Source organism: Chryseobacterium sp. ERMR1:04, from assembly GCF_001297705.1.
In the GTDB taxonomy this organism is placed as follows: Bacteria; Bacteroidota; Bacteroidia; order Flavobacteriales; family Weeksellaceae; genus Chryseobacterium.
This window is the reverse complement of the sequence record NZ_LIRF01000003.1, coordinates 565,474-587,528: the sequence shown is the minus strand read 5'-3', so window position 1 is coordinate 587,528 and position 22,055 is coordinate 565,474. Positions and strand designations below refer to the sequence as shown.

The following is a 22,055-nucleotide window of genomic DNA, read 5'->3' as shown; positions in this document are numbered from 1 at the left end:
AAGAAATTTTTTGCAAAGTTATTTTAAATATTTAATGTATGAAAACAAATGAATGCTTTAGGCATTTTGTAGTTCTTTGGGCTTTCTACTGTCTGAGATCACATTGAGGATGACGGCTATAACAATAAGGATAATCCCAATGAATAAATTACGGGTAAATTGTTCGTGGAAAAGTAAAACACTAATCAATACCGCAACCACAGGTTCAAATGCCCCTAAAATAGCAGCGGGCGTAGAGCCAATATATTTAATGGTAAATACCAAACATACACTGGAGATAACGGTTGTGAAAAATGCGAAAACAGCCAAATTAAAAAAAGTACTTACATCAGGAATTATAAAAGACTGATTTCCGACGAGTGCTTTTATCATGAAAAATGATGATGTAAAGATCATAGAATAAAAAGATAGTTTAAACCCTGAAATTTTCAGATTCGATTTATTGACAATGATCATGTATAATGCGTAAAAAAGAGAACTTAGCATTACAATTCCCAATCCTGCAAAATTAATTTCTAGTCCTGTTCCTTTTAAACAAAGGACAATAACACCGGCAAAAGCCAGAAATAATGAGAGTGCAGATGACTTTTTCAGTTTTTCTTTATAGATGAAAAACATGATTAACGCGACAATCACGGGATAAATAAATAAAGCGGTTGATGCAATTCCCGGGGTCAAAAAATCATACCCTAAAAATAAAAATTCCGAAGAAAATGCATAACAGATTCCTAAACAAATTAATATTAAGGCTTCTCTTTTGTTGATGGCAAAGCGCTCTTTGGAATACAATAAATAAGCTCCAACCATTACCGCCGCAAATAAAAATCTATAGAATAAGGTAATATCTAATGAAAAATTAGACTGCTTGATAGGTAAGATAAAAATCGGAATTAAACCGTACGACACAGAAGATAGAATACCTAATGCATACCCTTTGAATTTCATTGACTATTTATTTTATAAAAAACCACTGAAAATAATCAGTGGTTTTTTTGTTGTTTATATGACGATATCGATATTACATCTGTTTGTACTCGATATTCATTTGTTTTTCCATTTCTGCGTAGGCACCTGAATCTAATTTTTCTTTGATTCCCTCAAAAGCAGCTAATGTTTCATTAATTTCTGAATCTGTATGAGAAGCGGTAGGAATTAATCTTAATAAAATCATTCCCTTTGGAATTACAGGATATACTACCACTGAGGTAAATACTCCGTAATTTTCTCTTAAATCTTTCGCTAAAAGAGTCGCTTCAATAGTAGTTCCTTTAATGAATACAGGCGTTACACATGTATTGGTGTTTCCAAGGTTGAAACCTCTTTCTTTTAACCCGTTTTGAAGTTTAACTACGTTTTCCCATAGTTTAGCTTTAATTTCAGGACGCGTTCTTAACAGCTCTAATCTTTTTAAACCTCCGATTACCATTGGCATTGTTAAAGATTTAGCAAAAATCTGAGAACGAAGATTATATTTTAAGAATCTGATAATCGTTTCATCTCCTGAAAGAAATGCTCCGAAACCTGCCATAGATTTAGCAAAAGTTGAGAAATATACATCAATCTGGTCTTGGCAACCTTGCTCTTCACCTGCTCCAGCTCCGGTTGTACCCAAAGTTCCGAAACCGTGCGCGTCGTCTACCAATAATCTGAAATTGAATTTTGATTTTAGATCACAAATCTCTTTTAATTTCCCCTGCATTCCTCTCATTCCGAAAACACCTTCCGTAATGACTAAAATTCCTCCTCCGTTTTCTTCTGCTACTTTAGTTGCTCTCGCCAAGTTTTTTTCTAAACTTGCAATATCATTATGCTTAAACGTAAAGCTTTTGCCCATATGTAAACGAACTCCGTCTACAATACAAGCGTGAGAATCAGCGTCATAAACAATTACATCATGTCTTGTAACCAATGCATCAATTGCTGAAACCATCCCTTGATAACCGAAATTCAATAAATAAGCAGCCTCTTTTTGAGTGAATTCTGCTAATTCTTTTTCCAGTTGTTGATGTTGTTGTGTTTCACCAGACATTGCTCTTGCGCCCATCGGATAAAACATTCCGAATTCTGCAGCTGCTTTGGCATCAGCTTCTAAAACTTCCGGGTGGTTGCAAAGTCCTAAATAATCATTTGCACTCCAGAAAATTACATCTTTACCCTGAAATTTCATTCTTGGACCAATTGGGCCCTCCAATTTTGGGAAAACAAAATATCCTTCTGCATAATCTGCAAATTGCCCTAGCGGACCAGGATTTTGTTTAATACGTTCAAAAATATCTAACATTTTATTAATGATGTTTAAGTAAAAAAAGCCTTTTGTGATGTACAAAAAAGGCTTAATTTGTATAAAATTATTTATTATTTGATGAATTCTGTTTTAAAAACTTCATCGTAATTGTGAACACAGTTATTAACGAAACCTTGTTCCGCCATCCATTTGTCGCTGTATACTTTGGTAATATATCTTGACCCATGGTCAGGATAAATTAAAACCACTAAGTCATCCTTTGTCAACTCGTGAGATTGTGCATATTGTATCAATCCCTGAGTTACAGCTCCGGTGGTATAACCTCCCATAATAGCTTCTTTCAAAGCAATCTCACGGGTTCTGTAGGCTGACATCTCGTCATTGACTCTTACAAATTCATCCACTTTATCAAAAAGCAGAGCAGAAGGGATCAAGTTTTTTCCCATTCCCTCAATTTGGTAAGGGTGAACATCTTCTTTGTGGATTTCTCCTGTTTCGTGGAAACTCTTTAAAATAGAACCATCAGCATCTACACCGATTATCTTGATATTCGGATTTTTTTCCTTTAAATATTTTGCTGAACCCGACAACGTTCCACCTGTTCCAGTGCAAGCCATAAGGTGAGTGATCTTACCTTCGGTTTGCTCCCAAATTTCAGGACCTGTAGTCTGATAGTGTGCATCAATATTCAACTCATTAAAATATTGGTTGATGTACACTGAATTTGGTGTTTCTGAAGCAATTCTTTTGGCAACTTCATAATATGATCTAGGATCGTCTGCTGGTACATTAGCAGGACATATATATACAATGGCGCCAAGTGCTTTAAGGTAAGCAATTTTTTCGGGCTTCGTTTTATCACTTACAGCAAGAATACATTTATATCCTTTGATGATGCAAACCATTGCAATAGAAAATCCTGTGTTTCCGGAAGTAGTTTCTACAACTACGGAATCTTCTTTTAATAAACCTTTTTTCTCAGCGTTGTCTATAATATGAAGTGCTATTCTATCTTTAGTGGAATGTCCAGGATTATATGATTCTAACTTGGCATAAACGGTTGCAGGAATATCTTTCGTTACAGCATTTAGCTTTACCATAGGCGTGTTCCCTATTAGGCCAAGGATATTATCGTAAACATTACTCATTATTTGTTATTTTTCAATAAAAATCTGACCGCAAAAATACAAAAAAATAAATAATTTCTAAACTTTTGTTTGATTTCTAAGTACCTATTGGTAAATAATCATTCTTTCATTTGCAATCCAGCTCTACTATGGTCACAAATAATGAGCCAAAATTTTTAAATTTTGTTAAAATCGACATAGAATCATATAAAAGGCTTATTTTCGCGTAATTGATTTAATACTATGAAAAATTGGACTTTTAGGCAATGGAACACCGTTTTAGGCTGGGTGATTTTCGTCATTGCGTTTTTCACGTACTTATCAACTATTGAACCTAATTTTAGTTTTTGGGATTGTGGTGAGTACATTTCTTCTGCTGTAAAATTAGAGGTAACGCACGCTCCCGGAGCGGCTTTATTTCAAATCGTGGGTGCTGTGGCAGCCATTTTTGCATTAGGGAAAGGTGAAAATTATTCTATCGTGATCAATGCGATGTCTGCATTGTTTAGCGCATTTACTATTTTATTTTTGTTCTGGACGATCACTCATTTCGTGAGAAGGCTTCTGAACAAAGATTTTGAAGAAATTACGAAACATCAGGAAATTTCTATCCTGTTTGCCGGAATGGTAGGAGCGTTATGCTTTACCTTTTCAGATACATTCTGGTTCTCGGCAGTAGAAGGGGAAGTTTATTCGATGGCTTCAATGTTTATGGCATTGCTAGTCTGGTTGATCACCAAATGGGAGAATGAATATAAGGCAGCAGATAATGAAAGATGGATCATTCTTATTTTCTTTATTTTAGGACTTTCTGTTGGAGTGCACATGATGTGTATGTTGGCAATTCCGGCAGTATGCTTAGTATATTATGCTAGAAATTATAAGTTTACGTGGAAAAATTTCATCTATGCTAATTTAATTACACTAGGGATTTTAATTATTGTTTTCAAAATCATCTTCCCTTTAATCATGTCAATGTTTGGTAAGCTAGAGATATTCTTTGTGAATGGTTTAGGGCTTCCTTTCCACTCGGGAACGATTGTAGGATTTATTGTAATGGTAGCTATTTGCTATTTCATGATTAAGTATGCAAGAAAAGCGAAAAAACATATTTTTCAGACAGTTGCTCTTTCTATTGTTTACATGATGATTGGTTTCTCTTGTTGGATGGTAATTCCTATCAGAGCGAATGCCAATACTCCAATGAACCTTAATGATCCTGATACTGCAATTGGAATGTTGGATTATTATAACAGAGTACAGTACGGAGACTGGCCAACAATTTATGGTCAAAACTATACGGCTTTCCTTGATGCTAATGGTATTGAGAAAAATGAAGACGGAAGTTTCAAGACAACCAAAACGGGAGATATCTACGAAAAAGACGAAAAAACAGGAACGTATAGAAAAACGGGTGACAGATTCAACTATGTTTTCAGTAAGTCTCAGGTAAGTTTAATGCCTAGGATGTTTAATGAAGATAAAGATGTGATGGCCAATTACATTTCTATGTATGGAGCTCCTGATTTTACATTCAATTATGCCAACGAAGATGTTGCAGATAGCCCTCAGGCTAAGCAGATCTTTGACGAATTAAGGGGTAAATATGAAGATAAAACAATTACGGCAGCAGATTATTTAAAGGTAAAACCTTATAATTTGATTAATGTTCAGAAGCCTTCATTGGCTCAGAATATGGATTATTTCTTTACGTTCCAGAACGGATATTACTTTGTAAGATACCTAATGTGGAACTACGTAGGAAGACAAAATGATCTTGAAGGAAGCTATGAAGACACGAAAGGAAACTGGATTTCAGGAATCCCTGCTATTGATAATGCAAGATTAGGAAACCAAGAGGCGATGCCTGCAAAATTCAAAAATGAAAGTACGGTTGCCTTCTTCTTTTTACCATTAATATTAGGTTTAATCGGGTTCTTTTTCCAATTAAACAGAGATTTTGGAAGATTCTATGCAATACTATCTCTATTTATTGTAACGAGTGTAGGTATTATTTTCTATACAGGAGTAAAACCTTTCGAACCAAGAGAAAGAGATTATGCAATGGTAGGTTCGTTCTACGCATTTGCTATATGGATTGGTTTAGGAGCGGGAGCCATTTTATGGTTCTTACAAGGTAAAATAAAATCTAACGCTGCTAATATTGCTTTTGGGGTAATTCTTTTGGGAGTGCCTTTTATGATGGGCTTCCAGAACTATAATGTACACAACAGACATGGCAGATATACTTCTTATGATTATTCTTATTCTGTATTGAAATCATTGCCGGAAAAAGGGATTTTATTCGTGTACGGGGATAATGATACGTATCCGGTTTGGGCGATTCAGGAGACTGAAAACTTTAGAGATGATGTAAAAGTAGTTAACTTTACGTTAGCATCAACTCCTTGGAACATCGATCAAATAAAAAGAAGAACCTACAACGCAGCAGCAATACCTAGTCAATTGACACACGATGACTACAGAGATGGAGTAAATGATCAGATCTATCTGATGAAAAAATCAGATTGGGAAGGCGTTTTCTCTATGTTGAAAGAACAAGGGGCACCCGAAACAGAATTTGCAGAATTCAGAAAGTATCTTACTCAGGATTCTATGACGATGAAAGATGCAATGAGCTTTATTAAGCATAATTCTGCTGCAAAGAATGAACTTTTAAAAATGTATTTCGGAGAAGATAAATATGAAAAGTATAATATTCTTCCGGTTAACAAATTCATTTTACCTGTAAATAAAGACAACGCTTTAAAAGCTGGAATCATTAATCAGGCTGATCTTCCGAATACGGCAAATCAGATTATGATCACGTATAAAGGAAATACACTTTTCAAAAACAACTTAATTATGCTGGATATTTTAGCTAATTTTGATTGGAAAAGACCTATTAACTTCTCTTCAGGAGGTATTTACGATAGCGAAAACATTTTCTATCTTGATGAATATCTTCAGTTTGATGGTTTCACTTATAGATTAGTTCCTATCCATACACCACCAAGTGCAGATGGAGAAATGGGAAGAGTAGATCCGAACTCATTATACAATGTAGTTAAAAACTTCAGATGGGGTAATTTCAAAGACCTGAATGTTCATTTTGATGAAACGGCAACGTCTAACATTATGAGCTACAGAAGTTCTGCAAGTAGAGCAGCATCGGCGTTAGCTTTAAGCGGACAAAAAGGAAAAGCAATTGAATTGTTAGATTTAGCTTCAAAAGAAATTCCGGCTGAAAAATACAATGATCCTCGTTCTTTAAGTTCAATGGTTTACGGATATATCGTTGCCGGACAAGAGAAAAAAGCATTGCAATTGGCAGAAGTTCTTAAGAAAGGAATTTTTGAAGAGTATGATTACTATTTAAAACTGACTCCTTATGAACAGCAGTTTGTAAGAAGACAAATGAGAACAAAACCAATGGAATATTCATTAGTAGTTTCAGCGGTTACAGATGCTTATACGAAGATCGGCCAAAAAGATAAAGCCTATGATTATTTGGTGAAATCTATTGAGCCAATTGATAAGAAATTTAATAGATTTGTTGAAAATCTTAAAGAAATGGGTAAAGAGAAAGCAATGAAAGAATCTGAAGGGGTTCAAAAGATCACACCTTTCTACCAATATCTTTTTGATATTATGCAGCCTTTTGACTCTACGTATTCAAAAGAAAAAGAAGAGCAGATCACAACTTCAATTATCAAAGCAACACAATAATCAAAACGAATTTTTGAAAAATGATGAATATTTTAAAAAAAACAAATTTTCCCTTTACTGTTTTTTTAATAGCAATCGTTACTTGGATTTTTTTAGCAGTAGCGGTATTTTTAATAAATAAATATGTGGTATTTACCGGAAACAACCTTTTATTTCCGTTTTCGGTAATCTATCCATCCTCATTTCTAATAATAGGCAGTTTATTCTGCCTATTATTTTTAGGTACAGGGCTATGGGCTTACCAGTATCATCAGAAGCTCAACTTCTTTGTGATATACATCATCTGTACGCTACTCATTGTATTTGGGAACATGGGGCAGGGCAATGTAGATATTGCCTTTCTACAGCCTTTTTACTTTAAAGGAAGACAATATTACGCAGATGCCATCAACATTACAGACTGGAGATTATGGATATTGAATTTCAACCACAATCTGGAGTCTTTCCAGATGCATACACGCACGCATCCACCTTATACAACGTTAATTCATTATGCTTTTCTTGAGCTTTTTAATGGAAATATATTAGGATTAAGTTTATCATTTTTGATAATTTCTCTTTGTAGTTTTCCGTTACTGAATTTATTAATGAAAAACTTTAGGATTGATAAAACAAAAAGGAAATTTTTGTTGATATTATTCGCCATCATTCCTTCTGTGAATATCTATCTATTGGTTTCTATTGATGCTTTGGTTCTCACATTCACATTATTGTTTTTATGTGGAATTTCTACCATTTTCGTTAAAAATAAATTAAGCTTTGTAGGTATTTTAATGAGTGTCGCGGGTTTGATCCTAACCAATATGATAACGTTTTCAGGGCTGTTTTTGTTTGCGTTTTTAGGACTTTTAGTTTTATTTACGTTATACAAAAAACAATATTCTGTTTTTTTAAGCTCTATTATTTGCATTCTTCTAACAGTTGCTTTTTTCTACGGAAGTTATGAACTTACTGGAAGCAACCATTGGGAGACTTTTAGAGCGGCCAGCCATTCTGAGAACCCCAATGGTTTTTTGTTATTCCATTCACCAGTTATTTATTTCTTTACAAGATTGGAAGATATTGGTGAAATTTTAATCTTTCTTTCATTTGCTTATATCGCATTATTATTTAGCTTTAAAAATGAAACGTTAGGACTATTTTCAGATGAACAGATCACTGTTTTTTCATTAACAGGAATTATTGCGTTGGGAGTGATGTTTCTTACAGGGGCTTATGGTACAGGAGAAACAGCAAGAGCTTGCTTGTATATTGTGCCATTTTTTATGTTATTTTTAAAAGGATTGAATAACAACAGAACACTTAAAATCTTATATGTACTATGTTTATTACAAACTTTCGGAATGCAATTAATAGGAAATTATTACTGGTAAAAACGTAAACTATGAAATACTGTGCTTTTCTTCGGGGCGTTAATGTAAAAGGAGCCAACATGAAAATGGTTGATGTTTGCCAGGTTTTTAAAGATGCCGGAATGGAAGATGTTAGTTCAGTTTTAGCTTCAGGAAATATTATTTTTTCGTCTGATAAAAAAGCGGATGAGTTGAAGATAATTCTTGAAAAAGCCATGTCTGAACATTTCTCTTACGAAGCTTTTCTATTTATTAGATCTCAGCAGGAAACCGAATCTTTCTGGAAGAATAATCCATTTAAAAAGGATGAAAATTTGCATGTTTACACTTTTGTAGGAAGTCCGGAAGTTGAAAATATCTTAATGAAAGAGTTTGAAAGTGCTGCTAAAACAGAGCATGAAAAAGGCGAAATCATCAATAATATATTCTATTGGCAGGTTTCAAAAGGAAATACTTTAGATTCTACTTTCGGTAAAATTTTAGGAAAGAAAAACCTGAAAGATCAGTTTACGAGTAGGAATATCAATACTTTTGAAAAAATATTGAAAAAAATCTCCTAAATCATTTATATCACAAAGTTTATTTTTAAATTCGCTTCAATAAAAGAAAAAAGATTACTACCCTAATACTTTTTTCTTTTATTGAAGTTTATTGTTAATTATAGTTTATTATGAAATATTCAAAAGAGTATACCGTTAAGGATGAGCATATTGATGTACAGGGAATTATGGATGGGTTGTATTATCCGTTTTATATGGAGTACTGCAGACATTCTTTTATTGACGAGATTTTAGGCTTTAATCTTGAAAACGAAGCAAAAAATGGGGTCAATATGGTTTTATCTGAATATACAATTAACTTTCTCAGATCATTAAAGAAAGATGATGTTATTACAGTAACATGTGAGTTACACCGCGATAAAAATAATATTCCTAAACTGCACTTTAAGCAATCTATCATTTTGAATAATAAAGTGGTAACAAAAGCAGTTTTTTCAGGCACATGTGTTCCCGCAACAGGAGGGCGACCATTTATTCCGGAAACATTAAAAACGATAATTGAAAATGCTTCTGTTTTAGAGTAAACGAATCTCAATTCGTCAATTTTTCTTGTTTTTAATTACTTTGGAATACTGAATTATAATCAGCTAAGGATAGATTCTGGTAAAACCTTTAAATAATTTCCGATTCTGAAACTTTATAAGTATTTTTACTGAACTTTTAATTTATAATAAAATGATTCAGTATTTAGATAATATCCATCACAAAGATTCCAAAAACTTTTTCCTTATTGCCGGACCTTGTATTATTGAAGGTGAAGACATGGCATTAAGAATTGCCGAAAAAGTAATTGAATTAACCAATAAATATAACATTCCATACATTTTCAAAGGAAGCTTCAAAAAAGCCAACAGAAGTAGAGTAGACTCTTTTACGACGATTGGAGAAGAAAAATCTTTGGAAATTCTTAAAAAAGTGGGTGAAACTTTTAATATTCCTACCACTACAGATATTCATGAGAACGAACATGCAGCTTTAGCGGCTCAGTATGTTGATGTTCTGCAGATTCCAGCATTTTTAGTGCGTCAGACAGATCTATTAATTGCTGCTGCAAAAACAGGAAAATGTGTTTCTTTGAAAAAAGGACAGTTTCTTTCTCCGGAATCAATGAAGTTCGCGGTTCAGAAAATTACTGATTCTGATAATCAAAAAGTTGCAATTATCGAAAGAGGAAATTCTTTTGGATATACAGATCTAATTGTTGATTACAGAGGAATTCCTACCATGAGAGCATACGCTCCTGTTATTTTGGATGTTACACACTCTCTACAGCAGCCTAATCAAAGCTCAGGAGTAACAGGAGGTAGACCAGATCTTATTGAGACCGTTGCAAAAGCAGGTATTGCAGTAGGGGCAGATGGAATCTTTATAGAAACTCACCCAACTCCGGAAACTGCGTTATCAGACGGAGCTAATATGTTAAGACTTGATTTATTAGAAGATTTGTTACAAAAGTTGACAAGAGTAAGGGAAGCAATTCTGTAATTCTTTACAACAAACAAATAATTTTATACTTATCTGAGTTATTTTAGATTTTTTTGTATTAATAAGCAAAAAATATAAAATATTATGTAAACTTCATTTTAATAAATGTTAAAGAAAGTTTAAATAAGTTAAAATAAAATTTATATATTCACGTTTGAAATTTTAAAACATTTCTTTTGAAAAAACTAGTTTTACCACTGAGCCTTATGGTTCCCATGTTAGTGTTCTCTCAAACAAAAAAGAAAGATACAGCACGAACAACAGATATTGAGGAAATTGTTTTCCAGAAACAAGTGAAAGGAAAAACGAATGACCTTACTGCTGTAAAAATCAAAGCAGAAGATGCTAAAAATGTAGCAAGTATTTCTGGAGGTATTGAAGGGATTATTAAAACCTTACCTTCCGTAAACTCCAATACAGAACTTTCTTCACAATATATGGTTCGTGGTGGAAACTATGATGAAAACCTTATTTATATTAATGATATTGAAATTTACAGACCTTTCCTAATCAGGAATTCTCAGCAGGAGGGGTTAAGTATCATTAATCCTGATATGGTTTCTACCGTTAATTTCTCTGCAGGAGGTTTTGAACCAAAATACGGAGATAAAATGTCTTCTGCATTAAATATTTATTATCGTGAGCCTCAGAAATTTGAACTTTCAGGGGAAGCGAGTTTAATCGGAGGAAGGTTAACAACAGGTTTTGCTTCCGGAAAGAAAGACAGTAATGGGAATAAAAAGTTTACTGCTTTATTTTCAGGAAGGTATAGAAATACAAATTTGATACTTAATACGTTAAAAGAAGATACCAATTTTAACCCTAGATATTTTGATTTCCAGACGTATCTTAATTATCATATCAATGAAAAGCTCTCTCTTTCATTCATAGGGTATTACTCTAAGAATGATTATGAGATGATTCCTAAAGAACAGAGTATCGATTTTGGTTCTTTACAGAGGCCTATCAATCTTAACGTGCAGTATGCAGGTAAAGAAGATGATAAGTATAAAAATATGATGGGGACCTTCTCTATGAATTATAAGCCATCAGACAAGTGGAAGTTTACCTTAGATGCATTTTCTTACCAGAATAGAGAAAAAGAATATTATACGATACAATCTGCATACATTCTACAGACTTTTGATCCTGTAACAGGAGATCCAACCACTTCATACGATGCGGGTGGACAGATAGAGCATGCAAGAAATGATTTATTTGTAAGAACCTACGGAACGCAGTTCAGAACTAAATTTTCTCCTAACGTAAATACAGATATTGAAGTAGGATTTAAATATGAAAAAGAAAACCTTAAAGATCTTACCAACGAATGGAAATTGGTAGATTCTGCAGGGTATAGCATGCCTCACGAAGAGTTCATTGACCCTAGAAATCCACAAGATTTAAAGTTGATGTATAATATTTCAGGGAATAATCATATTGAGCCCACAAGAATGTCTGCTTACGCACAGTATTCTCAAAAGTTTTACTGGGGCTCCAGTAAGGTTTTTGTAAATGCAGGAGCAAGGGTTTCTCATTGGAGTTTTAATAATGAAACGATATTCTCTCCAAGAGCTCAGTTTGCCATTAAACCGGATTGGGATAGTGATATGTTATTCAAACTTTCAGGAGGAATTTATTATCAGTCGCCTTTCTATAAAGAGATTAAAGATTTAGATGGTAATTTTAATCAGAATATTAAGTCTCAGCGTTCTATTCAGGCTATTTTATCGAATGATTACGAATTTACGATGTATGACAGGCCGTTTAAATTAACGACAGAATTATACTATAAGAAAATGAATAATCTGATTCCTTATTACATGGATAATGTGAGGATTCGTTATTCAGGTCAGAATAATGCGACAGGATATGCATACGGAATTGACACCAGATTGTTCGGAGAATTTGTTCCTGGAGTAGATTCTTGGTTATCTGCAAGTTATGCCAGAGTGTATGAAAATATTGACGGTAGAGGAGATATTCCTAGACCAACAGATCAAAGGTTTAGATTTGCGATGTTCTATCAGGATTATATGCCTGAATTTCCTTCTATGCGTGTGAATCTAACGTTAACCTATGCAATGGGATTACCAACAGGTGCGCCGGTTCTTACAGATCCATATACTTACCAAAGAACATTACCTTCTTATAAAAGAGTAGATCTTGGACTTTCTAAAGTATTCATTGACAGAAAAGACAACAAGAAAACATACGGTTTCTGGGGGAATTTTGAAGAACTAATCTTAGGAGTTCAGGTTTTCAATGCCTTTAATATCAGAAATACGGTTGCCAACCAGTGGATTACCGATGCAAATACCAATTTAATGTATCCTGTTCCTGTTCGTTTAACAGGTCGTTTCTTCAATGTAAAACTTGAATTTAAGATTAAGTAATCAGGTTATAGGGTTTAGGTTAAAAAAATAAAACACAATCATCTGTGAAAATCAGTGAGATCTGTGGGAAAAAGAAAAATCAACAACAAAATAAATTAGAAATCTCCTGAGTAATTTCAGGAGATTTTTTTGTTTCCTGAATTTTGTAACAACATCACAGAATTTTATAACAGTCATTCAATACTTATTTCTACCTTTGCTACAGCATATGAAAAAGATTCTTGCCATATTGTTTTCTATTTTCTACTTCGGATTTTCTTCCGGGGCAGTTGTTAGCGTACACTATTGCATGATGGAAATGATTTCTGTAGGTCAAAAAACGGATGATCTATGCAGCAAATGTGGTCTCAAAACGAAGAAAGACTGTTGCAAAACAGAAGTTAAAATTGTAAAAGTTGACGATTCTCAGAAATCAGATCTTTTGAAAATTGATTTTTTAAAACAGATTTCAGAGATTCCAAATCATCAGGTTTTCTTTGTAGACAGGTCTTTTTCAGCTACAAAATTTACGCAAATTCAGATCAATGCACCGCCTGAACGCAGGACGGTCCGCATCTTTATAAATCATTGTAATTTTAGAATTTAGAATCTGTCAGTCGTTTGGTATTGTTACCATTACGGACGACATGGCGTGTCGCAATAGGCGATATTAAATTATTCTTTATTAATTATAATTCTAAATTTTAAAACAATGAAAAAATATATCATTACAGCAGTATTCTCTTTATTTTCAATTATTTCTATTTCGGCACAATCAAAATCTGATGCTCAGGTTTCTAAGTTGTATCAAAATTATATTACCATAAAAACGGCGTTGGCTTCTGATGATGCCGATAAAACTTCAAAAGCAGCTGCAGAATTCATTAAAACAGCTTCAGCGATTGACTATAAAGTAGTTTCTGAAGGGAACTTAAATGTCCTTAGAAAAGATGCAACGGTAATTTCTGATGCCAGAAGTATTGCAGCACAAAGAGAAACATTCTCTAATCTTTCAGATAATATGATTGCGTTAACGAAAGAATTCAAACTTTCGGCTAAACCGGTCTTCGTTCAATATTGTCCAATGGCAGACGCGAGTTGGTTGAGTAACGAAAAACAAATCTCAAATCCTTACTACGGAAGTTCTATGCTTACTTGTGGAAGTGTGAAGTCAGAGATAAAATAAGTAATGTACTTATTTTTAAAACAATAAGTTGTATAGCTTAAATTATAATTAACTTTAAGCTATACATTTTCAAATAATTCGAAATATTATGAAAAAGCTAATCCTATTTCTGATATTTTTGTTCTCTGTTTTCAATTTCGCGCAAACAACAAAAACGTTTTATACATGCCCAATGCATCCGGAAGTCGTTTCCTCAAAACCTGGAGACTGTCCCAAATGTAAAATGACATTGGTAAAAAAAACAGTTGTTATAAAACCTGCGGTTACTCCAAAACCGGTAGCGAAGCCTATTCTAAAACAAGAAACAAAAGTTGTAGAAAAAAAGAAAAATACACCTCTAACTAAGGTTAAAGCAAAGGTTGAGTCTAAAATAAATACAAAACCCAAAACAAAGGAGGTTCAAAAATCAGATAAAATCAAAGAAGTTAAAACGGTATCTAAATCTTTACCTCAATCTCAGTCTCAAAGCACTTACACCTGTCCGATGCATGCGGAAGTCATTTCCAATAAACCCGGAAGATGCCCGAAATGCGGAATGGATCTGGTTGAAAAAGAAAGCAAAGAGGAGAAAGTCACTGAAAATCATCAGAATGAAAATTCAATCTTTAAAAGAAATTCCGAAAACGGGAAAGTAAGTTTTGGAGGAAAGACAGTTCGCTATGATTTGTATGTAAAAGATACGATTGTCAATTTTACAGGTAAAAACCGAAGAGCAATTGCGGTAAACGGTAAATTACAGGCTCCAACTTTATATTTTACAGAAGGAGACACAGCAGAAATTTATCTTCACAATATGCTGAAAGAGAACACCGGTTTTCACTGGCATGGCGTGATTTTACCCAATGAACATGACGGCGTTCCTTATCTTACCACAAAACCTGTAGAACCTGGTGAAACGCATTTATATAAATTTAAAGTTTCACAGAATGGAACCTATTGGTATCATTCCCACCAAGGGTTGCAGGAGCAGATTGGGATGAATGGAATCTTAGTTTTCAATAAAAGAGAAGGTGAACCAAAAGTTCAGTATACTAAAGAAATTCCAGTGTTATTAGGAGATTGGAGCGATGATGATCCCATGCAAATCGCAAGAAGACTTCACATGGCCAATACAGATTGGTATGCCATTAAGAAAAATGCTGTTCAGAGTTATTGGGAAGCCATAAAATCTGGAAATTTCGGAACAAAAGCATTGAATGAATGGAAGAGAATGGAGGCAATGGATGTGAGTGATGTGTATTATGATAAATTTCTCATCAACGGGCAGCCGAGTTCTGATTATTCAAATTTAAAAGCTGGCGATAAAGTAAGGCTGAGAGTAGCTAATGGAGGTTCTTCCACTTATTTTTGGTTGAATTTTGGTGGCGGAAAATTTAGAGTGGTTGGTAATGACGGAAATGATGTTGTTCCTGTTGAAGTCGACCGTTTGATTGTCGGTGTTTCTGAAACCTATGATATTGAAGTTACCATTCCTGAAAATAAAAGTTTTGAATTTCGGGCTACTTCAGAAGATAGAATTGGTCATGCTTCGCTTTGGCTAGGCTCTGGAGAAAAAATTGAAGCTCCGAATTTACCAAGATTAATGCTTTTTGAAGGCATGAAAATGATGAACGGAATGATGGAAATGAGCGGGAATATGAAGCCTATGAACATGACGATGGGAAATCAAATGATGGATATGAATGAAGTAATGTATCCTGAACTTCCTGAAAGTCAGCGAAAAATGACGGCTAAACATATGAATGAAATGATGGGGGTAAAAGAAAAGGAATCCAAGAAAGAAGAAGATCATTCGAATCATTCAGAAATGAATATGAAGGAAGAAAAACCGATTAAAAGATTATCTTATAATATTTTAAAATCTCCTGAAAAGACCATTCTTCCTACAGAAAATGTAAGAGAAATGAAGTTTACGCTGGAAGGAAATATGAACCATTATCTCTGGACATTAGACAATAAAACCGTTACAGAGACAGATAAAATTTTGGTGAAGAAAGGGGAGATTTTAAGAATTACGCTCTATAATAACTCAATGATGCGTCACCCGATGCACTTGCATGGTCATGATTTTAGATTGATCAATTCAAAAGGAGAATATTCGCCATTGAAAAATGTGGTTGATATCATGCCGATGGAAACAGATGTCATTGAATTTGCAGCGAATCAGGATGGTGACTGGTTTTTCCACTGTCATATTTTATACCACATGATGGCAGGAATGGGAAGGATTTTCAGCTACGAAGATTCAAAACCTAATCCTCAGCTTCCGAATAGAAAACTGGCTTGGAAAGATTTTATGAAAGACAACAGAATGGTAAGTTCTATGGCAATGCTGGATGTTGCAAGCAATAAAATTCATGCAGAAACAATGACGATGTTCGGACCAAGATGGGCTAATTTAAATGAATTTCACACCAATTGGAATATGGATCATTTTGATGGAAACTTTAAAGTGGGAAGATTTCTAGGAAAGTTCCAGTGGGCATTGCCTTATGCAGGTTTCAGGATCCAGAAAAATCATGAGATCATGGAAAGAAAAATGGCAGAAGAAATGGGAATGGATTTCCATGGGAAGAAAACCTGGTTTGGGCAGCAAAAAGCGTCAAAAAACAAAGCTACCTTTATTATGGGAGCTCAATATGTTTTGCCAATGTTGGTGACCGCTGATGCCAGTGTAGATCAAAATGGAAAGGTTTTATTGGAACTGAGCAGAGAAGATATCCCAATTTCCAGAAGGATAAGAGGGAATTTCAGTCTTAATTCTGATGGCGAATTTACAACCGGTTTGAGATATATTGTACAAAAATGGTTCTCAATCTCCGGAAATTATGATAACGAAATGGGCTGGGGAGCCGGACTTACCTTAACCTACTAAAAACAGAAGGAACTCAATTTGAGTTCCTTTTTTTATATTTAAAATACTGATAGAACAACGAAAAGCTAATGAGTGAAATTATTGAAATAAATATCCAAAAAGCAGCCTTGCTAAAATGATCTTCATTAATTAATTTAATACAACAAGCCAATCCAGATAAAAGAGTTACAAACCCTAAAGATAAATAATTGCTTTTGTCATAATTGAAAGAAGGAGACTTCCCTCCGGTATAATGTCCCGGATTATACCTATTTTTGTTCCATTCCTTATAGCCTTCAAGCATTTCTTCATCAGGTTCTACATCGGTTTCATCTATTTTTAAATCTTCTATGATTTTTAAAATTTCATCTTTTGTTCTTTCATCCGAAAGAAGAGATTTCGTTTTTAAATCTGCAAAATGAGGAATATGTTGCTCTTTTAAATAAGAACTGGTAAAGGCAAGATTAGATTCGAATTTGAAGGTTTTTACCGTGATCATTATAATTCCAAATGTATAATTTTTTCAACTAATTTTTGATTGGTCGTTTCCGGAATAAGCCTCATAAAGAAATTACGTAGAGAATTTCCTTGTTCCCATTGTGAGATTTGTCCGATTCTCCAACTGGTGTTCACAATATGATCGACCTTTTTTCTTCTGATTTTTTGAAATTGCTCGAAAATGAAATTAAAGTCTTTATGCTTCCCGAGTAACTTCCCAAGAATATAAGAATCTTCAATAGCCTGGCAAGCGCCTTGCCCCATATTTGGAGTGGTTGCATGAGCTGCATCACCAATCAGGCAAAGGTTTTCAGAATACCATTTCGGAATGGGAGAGAGGTCTATAATATCATTCAAAATAATATTTTCTTGTAGGGTTGATTCAAGAATATGTAAAACTAACGGATTAAAATCAGAGAAATAATCATGCAAATTTAAATTATCATTAAATTTTTTTTCGTTGATCAATGCATACCAATATACTTTCTTCTCTGATAGTTTCACAAAACCAAAGCGTTTTCCATTTCCCCATATTTCAAAGGCTTCATGATGATATTTTTCAGGCAGTTCAAAATCAGTGAGCCCACGCCAGCATTTTTGCTTTGCATTTCTAATCGTTCCTGTTTCAAAGATTTGATTTCTTATGTTGGAATGTATTCCATCTGCTCCGAAAACAATGTTGCTTTCTATTTTTTGTCCGTTTTTAAAGTGTAAAAGATAATGTTCTTTCTTTTCTATTTGCTGTAAAGAATGATCAAGCTTAATATGTTCGGAACCTATATTTTCAGCCAATATCTTTTGTAATTCTGCCCTGTGAATGGCTACATTGCATGAATTGTATTTCTTTTCTAATTCAGAAATATTGGTTTTTGTTATGGGTTTCAGTTTTTCATCGGTGATAGAAATACCGTGAATTATATTTCCTGCTGTCTCAATTTTTTCTTTTAATCCTAACTGATCAAACACCTGCATCGCATTGACAGCCATCATGATTCCGGCTCCGACAGGTTTTATTGCTGGAGCAGATTCATAAATAGTGAAATCTAAATGATGCTGTTTTAAAATGTTACCAAGCGTTAACCCTCCAATTCCGGCTCCGATTATTGAGATTGAATTCATTACTATACCGTTTTATTGTATGAAAATAGACTTTTATAAAGTCAACATATAATTTTCAGATACTTTTTTAAACCCATATTTTTCAAAAAAATGATGGGCTCCTTTATTATTAATTCCGCTTTCTAGCAAGATAAAATCGATTGACCAGTTTTTAGATTCCTGAATGGCCTTTTCCAATAATGTACTTCCAATAGATTGCCCGCGAACCGATTGATCCAAAAGCATATCTTCAAGGACGGCATAACTTTTAAATCCACTATTAATAACATAGAAAACAAGCATTCCTATGATTTTCCCGTCATTATTTTCTGCGATTAGGATTTTTAAATTTGATGTAGAAGTATCTTCTTCACTAAATTGGGCAGTTAATATTGATTCCAGATTTGCGCTCCATTCAGCTGGGTTTGCTGCACGCCCGGTTATTATTTCGCTGTGAGAAATATAAGATTCGGTTTTGTGGGTGATAAAGAAGTCAACCAATTCTTTAATTCGGGTTTTATCGTTGAGCCATTGAGTGGTGTATTGCATTGTAGAACGTATTTTTCTTTATGATCGAAAGATAGGACTATCTGAATATTGATGCCAAATTTTTCCTTTAGTATCTTCAATAATTCTATTTAAGAGGTAATGTAAATCTAATTTTTTCTTTTCCTGAAGCCCCAATTCTATTATAGAATTTAATTGCTCGGACATTAAAGTCCGGTGTTTGCCATTGCATATTTATACAATTTTGTGATTTTCCAATTTCTTCTATTTTCTCAATAAGAGCTTGACCAATACCATAGCTGCGAAAATCATCTTCTAAATAAAGACAGTCGAGATATATAAATTTCTCTGCATCCCAGGTTGAGAAATCAAAAGTATAGGTGGCATAGCCAATAATTTCTCCGGATACTTCAACAATAAGACAATTTAACACCTTTTCTTCTGAGAATAATGCTTTTTTTAGATTCTCTTTTTTCCCCTGTAGATGATAGGATGCTCTTTCATAGGCTGCATGTTTCTGGCATAAATCAATAAGTTTATCCAAATCACTTTCTATAGAGGTTCTGATTAAATAATTCATTTTCTTTCTATTTTGATGTAAAATTATGATGACATTGGATTATATTTATAGTCCAATACAAAGAAAATGGATAGTCCGATATTTACACAACTCATCAATGAATTGAAACTCAACCGCTCATCAGATAAGGCTATTTATTTACAGTTGTCTGATTATATTCTTCTCTTAATTAGAAATGGTCTATTATTACCCCATCAGAAGTTACCAAGTTCCAGAATATTAGGGGATATTTTAGATATAAACAGAATTACGGTCTGTAGGGCGTATGAAGAATTAGAAACCCAGGGATGGATTGAAAGCTTTATAGGAAAGGGGACTTTTATATCTTCTCATATTCCGGAAAATAATCCTGATATACTTAAGAAGCCATCTTTATTATCTCCTCAGAAACAAGCTGGATTTTCTATAGATGAAAAAAAATATTTAACTACCTATACATCAGTTACCTCAAAAATTCATTTTGATGATGGTTTTCCTGATCCTAAACTGGCACCGCTTCATGAGCTCTATCGTTCTTATAGAAGACAGCTAACAAGGCATGGATTGTATGATAAATTTGGCAGCTACAGCTATCCTGAGGGGTCCGAATATTACAGAGAGGCTGTTTCTAACTATGTAAATGAAACCAGAGGATTAAAAACGACTTTTAAGAATATACTTTCTGTGAGAGGAACTTTAATGGGAATCAATTTGGTTTGTAATGGTCTTATAAAAAAAGGGGATGTAATTGTATCAGGCTTTCCCGGATGGGGAAGAGCAGAGGCTAATTTTGAACATGCAGGAGCAAATCACATGATGATTCCTGTGGATGAGCATGGACTTGTAATGAATGATCTGAAAAAGATATGCGAAAAACATCCGGTAAGAATGGTGTATGTAACTCCGCATCATCATTATCCAACAACCGTATCGATGAGAATTGACAGAAGGCTAGAACTTTTACAACTATCAAAAGAGTATGGATTTATAATATTGGAAGATGATTATGATTTCGATTTTCACTATGCTCATCGCCCTTTATTACCTTTAGCAAGTGCAGACGAAAACGGGATGGTAATATATTGTGGCTCTTTTAGCAAAAGCTTTTCTCCTGCTTTTAGAATTGGTTATCTCGTTGCTTCTGAAAATATTATTGAATATCTTTCTAAAGTTCGGTTATTGCTTGATCGGCAGGGAGATCATATTCTTGATAATGCCATGGCTGAAATTTTGAATGATGGTACCGTCCAGCGTTATCTCAGAAAAACAGTAGGCGTATATGAAGAAAGAAGAAACATATTTTGTAGAGCACTAAAAAATCAATTAGGAAATAATGTCGAATTTACTATTCCGGCAGGAGGAATGTCTGTCTGGGTAAAGTTTAACTCTTACATAGATCTTGAAAAATTAGCAAAGCGGGCACTCAAAAAAGGGTTGTATATTTCCAATGGTAACGCTCATAAATATCCCAAATTTAATGAAAACACGATAAGATTAGGATTCGCATCTTGTTCAATTGAAGATATAAAAGAGGGAATTGGTATTCTAAAAGATTTGATGTAGAATGGGTTATATCTTTATGCTTTAGCTCTAGTTTTTTACAAAGCACATTTTTCCCAAATGGCTAATAATGAAGCAAAAAGGAGATGTTTATTTTAACTAAATACAAGTTCTATTTTTTGTTGATAGGAACCAAGATATCTCCAGTACTTAAGGTATATGTCAAATTAGGATAGATGAAATTCAATGATTTATTTTCTTGGCTTCGAAGTTGAAAAAACTCTGATTCCTGCTCTTTATCAGCTAATGTAAATAATTCTCCGGTAGGAAAATAGGGCAGATTGTTTTTAAACTTAATATTTGTTTTCGATTGTCGGAATGTAATTCCTAGCCATTTATTGTCATTATTCTTTGAATTGGGTTGTGAATTCAGGATAATTTTATGTTGAAATTTTTGATTGGCTTCACATGAAAATAAAACTACAGAATGATGATCTAATATAATTTCAAATTCTTCATTGGTTATTTTATCTTTTACAATGAGCTTTCTCAGATGGCATTCTTCCAATTCATCCGGTTGTTCGTAGCATGAAAAAAGTCCTATAAAAGAATGATTAACCAAATCTAAAGCCTGATCAGAATGAAAATTCATTTTAGTGTAAGTAGAATCATATACTTCAATTAGCGCATTATTGAAATTTTGCACAGGTATTTCTGGATGATTAGTTACAATAGTATGATTAATAGTATCAACAAGTGTATTATGGATTTCTGAAAATCTAACAGCGGGAATACTGTATCTGGTTGTTGTTCTAACAATTGGAATATTCTGATCATCCACCTTTACAAGATGATTTCCAAGTCTGCCTTTTCCCGTAGATTCAAATTCAACGGAAGTTAATAAATCATTAAACAGATTTTTATCTAAAGGAAGTTTTATTATGTAAAATTCAGAGTTAATCATTTTCTTTGTCTTATAT

General features: G+C 33.7%; 18 protein-coding genes. 10 read left to right on the top strand and 8 right to left on the bottom strand.

Annotated features, from left to right (window positions below; genetic code table 11):
* Window positions 1-57: 57 nt before the first annotated feature.
* From AMQ68_RS02785 to AMQ68_RS02775, 3 genes are all read right to left on the bottom strand, one after another.
* Window positions 58-945 carry a DMT family transporter gene (locus tag AMQ68_RS02785; RefSeq protein WP_054509093.1) on the bottom strand — a complete coding sequence of 296 codons (888 nt, stop codon included), beginning with the start codon at window positions 943-945 and terminating at the stop codon, window positions 58-60.
* A 73-nt stretch (window positions 946-1,018) separates the two neighbouring features.
* Window positions 1,019-2,281: a pyridoxal phosphate-dependent aminotransferase family protein gene (locus tag AMQ68_RS02780; protein WP_054509092.1), complete on the bottom strand. Its 1,263-nt coding sequence runs from the start codon at window positions 2,279-2,281 to the stop codon at window positions 1,019-1,021.
* 74 nt (window positions 2,282-2,355) lie between these two features.
* Window positions 2,356-3,393, bottom strand: a complete 1,038-nt coding sequence (locus tag AMQ68_RS02775; protein WP_054509091.1) for a PLP-dependent cysteine synthase family protein — start codon at window positions 3,391-3,393, stop codon at window positions 2,356-2,358.
* Between the two features lie 222 nt (window positions 3,394-3,615).
* Here AMQ68_RS02775 and AMQ68_RS02770 point away from each other — a divergent pair, with 222 nt between their 5' ends.
* The 9 genes from AMQ68_RS02770 (at window position 3,616) to AMQ68_RS02730 (ending at window position 16,934) form a co-directional block, all read left to right on the top strand.
* On the top strand, window positions 3,616-7,101 hold the full coding sequence (locus tag AMQ68_RS02770; protein WP_054509090.1) for a DUF2723 domain-containing protein: 3,486 nt from the start codon (window positions 3,616-3,618) through the stop codon (window positions 7,099-7,101).
* A 20-nt stretch (window positions 7,102-7,121) separates the two neighbouring features.
* Window positions 7,122-8,474, top strand: a complete 1,353-nt coding sequence (locus AMQ68_RS02765; RefSeq protein WP_054509089.1) for a hypothetical protein — start codon at window positions 7,122-7,124, stop codon at window positions 8,472-8,474.
* A gap of 11 nt (window positions 8,475-8,485) precedes the next feature.
* Window positions 8,486-9,013, top strand: coding sequence for a DUF1697 domain-containing protein (locus AMQ68_RS02760; protein WP_054509088.1), 528 nt, complete (start codon window positions 8,486-8,488; stop codon window positions 9,011-9,013).
* 110 nt (window positions 9,014-9,123) lie between these two features.
* A complete protein-coding gene (locus tag AMQ68_RS02755) occupies window positions 9,124-9,537 on the top strand; it encodes a thioesterase family protein (RefSeq protein ID WP_054509087.1) in 414 nt (137 codons plus the stop codon).
* A gap of 151 nt (window positions 9,538-9,688) precedes the next feature.
* Entirely contained in the window at window positions 9,689-10,498 is an 810-nt protein-coding gene (kdsA, locus tag AMQ68_RS02750; protein WP_054509086.1) for a 3-deoxy-8-phosphooctulonate synthase, read from the top strand.
* A gap of 176 nt (window positions 10,499-10,674) precedes the next feature.
* Window positions 10,675-12,894 (top strand): TonB-dependent siderophore receptor, encoded by a 2,220-nt coding sequence (locus AMQ68_RS02745; RefSeq protein ID WP_054509085.1) that lies wholly within the window; start codon window positions 10,675-10,677, stop codon window positions 12,892-12,894.
* Between the two features lie 208 nt (window positions 12,895-13,102).
* Window positions 13,103-13,480 carry a hypothetical protein gene (locus tag AMQ68_RS02740; protein WP_054509084.1) on the top strand — a complete coding sequence of 126 codons (378 nt, stop codon included), beginning with the start codon at window positions 13,103-13,105 and terminating at the stop codon, window positions 13,478-13,480.
* A 105-nt stretch (window positions 13,481-13,585) separates the two neighbouring features.
* A complete protein-coding gene (locus tag AMQ68_RS02735) occupies window positions 13,586-14,059 on the top strand; it encodes a DUF3347 domain-containing protein (protein WP_054509083.1) in 474 nt (157 codons plus the stop codon).
* An 88-nt stretch (window positions 14,060-14,147) separates the two neighbouring features.
* The gene (locus tag AMQ68_RS02730; RefSeq protein ID WP_054509082.1) at window positions 14,148-16,934 is read left to right on the top strand and encodes a multicopper oxidase domain-containing protein; all 2,787 of its coding nucleotides are present in this window, start codon (window positions 14,148-14,150) and stop codon (window positions 16,932-16,934) included.
* Window positions 16,935-16,947: 13 nt separating this feature from the next.
* On the opposite strand, the gene AMQ68_RS02725 is transcribed toward AMQ68_RS02730, so the two are convergent.
* The 4 genes from AMQ68_RS02725 to AMQ68_RS02710 all read right to left on the bottom strand — a co-directional run bounded on the left by AMQ68_RS02725 (window position 16,948) and on the right by AMQ68_RS02710 (window position 19,596).
* A complete protein-coding gene (locus AMQ68_RS02725) occupies window positions 16,948-17,412 on the bottom strand; it encodes a hypothetical protein (protein ID WP_054509081.1) in 465 nt (154 codons plus the stop codon).
* Window positions 17,412-18,530 carry an FAD-dependent monooxygenase gene (locus AMQ68_RS02720; protein ID WP_054509080.1) on the bottom strand — a complete coding sequence of 373 codons (1,119 nt, stop codon included), beginning with the start codon at window positions 18,528-18,530 and terminating at the stop codon, window positions 17,412-17,414. Before AMQ68_RS02720 ends, AMQ68_RS02725 begins: the two co-directional genes overlap by 1 nt.
* A 33-nt stretch (window positions 18,531-18,563) precedes the next feature.
* Complete coding sequence (locus AMQ68_RS02715) at window positions 18,564-19,058, bottom strand: GNAT family N-acetyltransferase (RefSeq protein ID WP_054509079.1); 495 nt, start codon at window positions 19,056-19,058, stop codon at window positions 18,564-18,566.
* A gap of 85 nt (window positions 19,059-19,143) precedes the next feature.
* Window positions 19,144-19,596, bottom strand: coding sequence for a GNAT family N-acetyltransferase (locus AMQ68_RS02710; RefSeq protein WP_054509078.1), 453 nt, complete (start codon window positions 19,594-19,596; stop codon window positions 19,144-19,146).
* A 66-nt stretch (window positions 19,597-19,662) separates the two neighbouring features.
* Between AMQ68_RS02710 and AMQ68_RS02705 the strand changes: the two genes are divergently transcribed.
* Complete coding sequence (locus AMQ68_RS02705; RefSeq protein ID WP_054509077.1) at window positions 19,663-21,138, top strand: PLP-dependent aminotransferase family protein; 1,476 nt, start codon at window positions 19,663-19,665, stop codon at window positions 21,136-21,138.
* Window positions 21,139-21,247: 109 nt separating this feature from the next.
* Here the strand turns inward: AMQ68_RS02705 and AMQ68_RS02700 are convergent, their stop codons facing one another.
* Window positions 21,248-22,039: a hypothetical protein gene (locus AMQ68_RS02700; RefSeq protein ID WP_054509999.1), complete on the bottom strand. Its 792-nt coding sequence runs from the start codon at window positions 22,037-22,039 to the stop codon at window positions 21,248-21,250.
* Between the last annotated feature and the right edge of the window lie 16 nt (window positions 22,040-22,055).

Bases quoted from the DNA above. Each gene is read 5' to 3' on its own strand.
- AMQ68_RS02785 (WP_054509093.1), bottom strand. From the start codon at position 945: ATGAAATTCAAAGGGTATGCATTAGGTATTCTATCTTCTGTGTCGTAC.
- AMQ68_RS02780 (WP_054509092.1), bottom strand. From the start codon at position 2,281: ATGTTAGATATTTTTGAACGTATTAAACAAAATCCTGGTCCGCTAGGG.
- AMQ68_RS02775 (WP_054509091.1), bottom strand. From the start codon at position 3,393: ATGAGTAATGTTTACGATAATATCCTTGGCCTAATAGGGAACACGCCT.
- AMQ68_RS02770 (WP_054509090.1), top strand. From the start codon at position 3,616: ATGAAAAATTGGACTTTTAGGCAATGGAACACCGTTTTAGGCTGGGTG.
- AMQ68_RS02765 (WP_054509089.1), top strand. From the start codon at position 7,122: ATGATGAATATTTTAAAAAAAACAAATTTTCCCTTTACTGTTTTTTTA.
- AMQ68_RS02760 (WP_054509088.1), top strand. From the start codon at position 8,486: ATGAAATACTGTGCTTTTCTTCGGGGCGTTAATGTAAAAGGAGCCAAC.
- AMQ68_RS02755 (WP_054509087.1), top strand. From the start codon at position 9,124: ATGAAATATTCAAAAGAGTATACCGTTAAGGATGAGCATATTGATGTA.
- kdsA (WP_054509086.1), top strand. From the start codon at position 9,689: ATGATTCAGTATTTAGATAATATCCATCACAAAGATTCCAAAAACTTT.
- AMQ68_RS02740 (WP_054509084.1), top strand. From the start codon at position 13,103: ATGAAAAAGATTCTTGCCATATTGTTTTCTATTTTCTACTTCGGATTT.
- AMQ68_RS02735 (WP_054509083.1), top strand. From the start codon at position 13,586: ATGAAAAAATATATCATTACAGCAGTATTCTCTTTATTTTCAATTATT.
- AMQ68_RS02730 (WP_054509082.1), top strand. From the start codon at position 14,148: ATGAAAAAGCTAATCCTATTTCTGATATTTTTGTTCTCTGTTTTCAAT.
- AMQ68_RS02725 (WP_054509081.1), bottom strand. From the start codon at position 17,412: ATGATCACGGTAAAAACCTTCAAATTCGAATCTAATCTTGCCTTTACC.
- AMQ68_RS02720 (WP_054509080.1), bottom strand. From the start codon at position 18,530: ATGAATTCAATCTCAATAATCGGAGCCGGAATTGGAGGGTTAACGCTT.
- AMQ68_RS02715 (WP_054509079.1), bottom strand. From the start codon at position 19,058: ATGCAATACACCACTCAATGGCTCAACGATAAAACCCGAATTAAAGAA.
- AMQ68_RS02710 (WP_054509078.1), bottom strand. From the start codon at position 19,596: ATGAATTATTTAATCAGAACCTCTATAGAAAGTGATTTGGATAAACTT.
- AMQ68_RS02705 (WP_054509077.1), top strand. From the start codon at position 19,663: ATGGATAGTCCGATATTTACACAACTCATCAATGAATTGAAACTCAAC.
- AMQ68_RS02700 (WP_054509999.1), bottom strand. From the start codon at position 22,039: ATGATTAACTCTGAATTTTACATAATAAAACTTCCTTTAGATAAAAAT.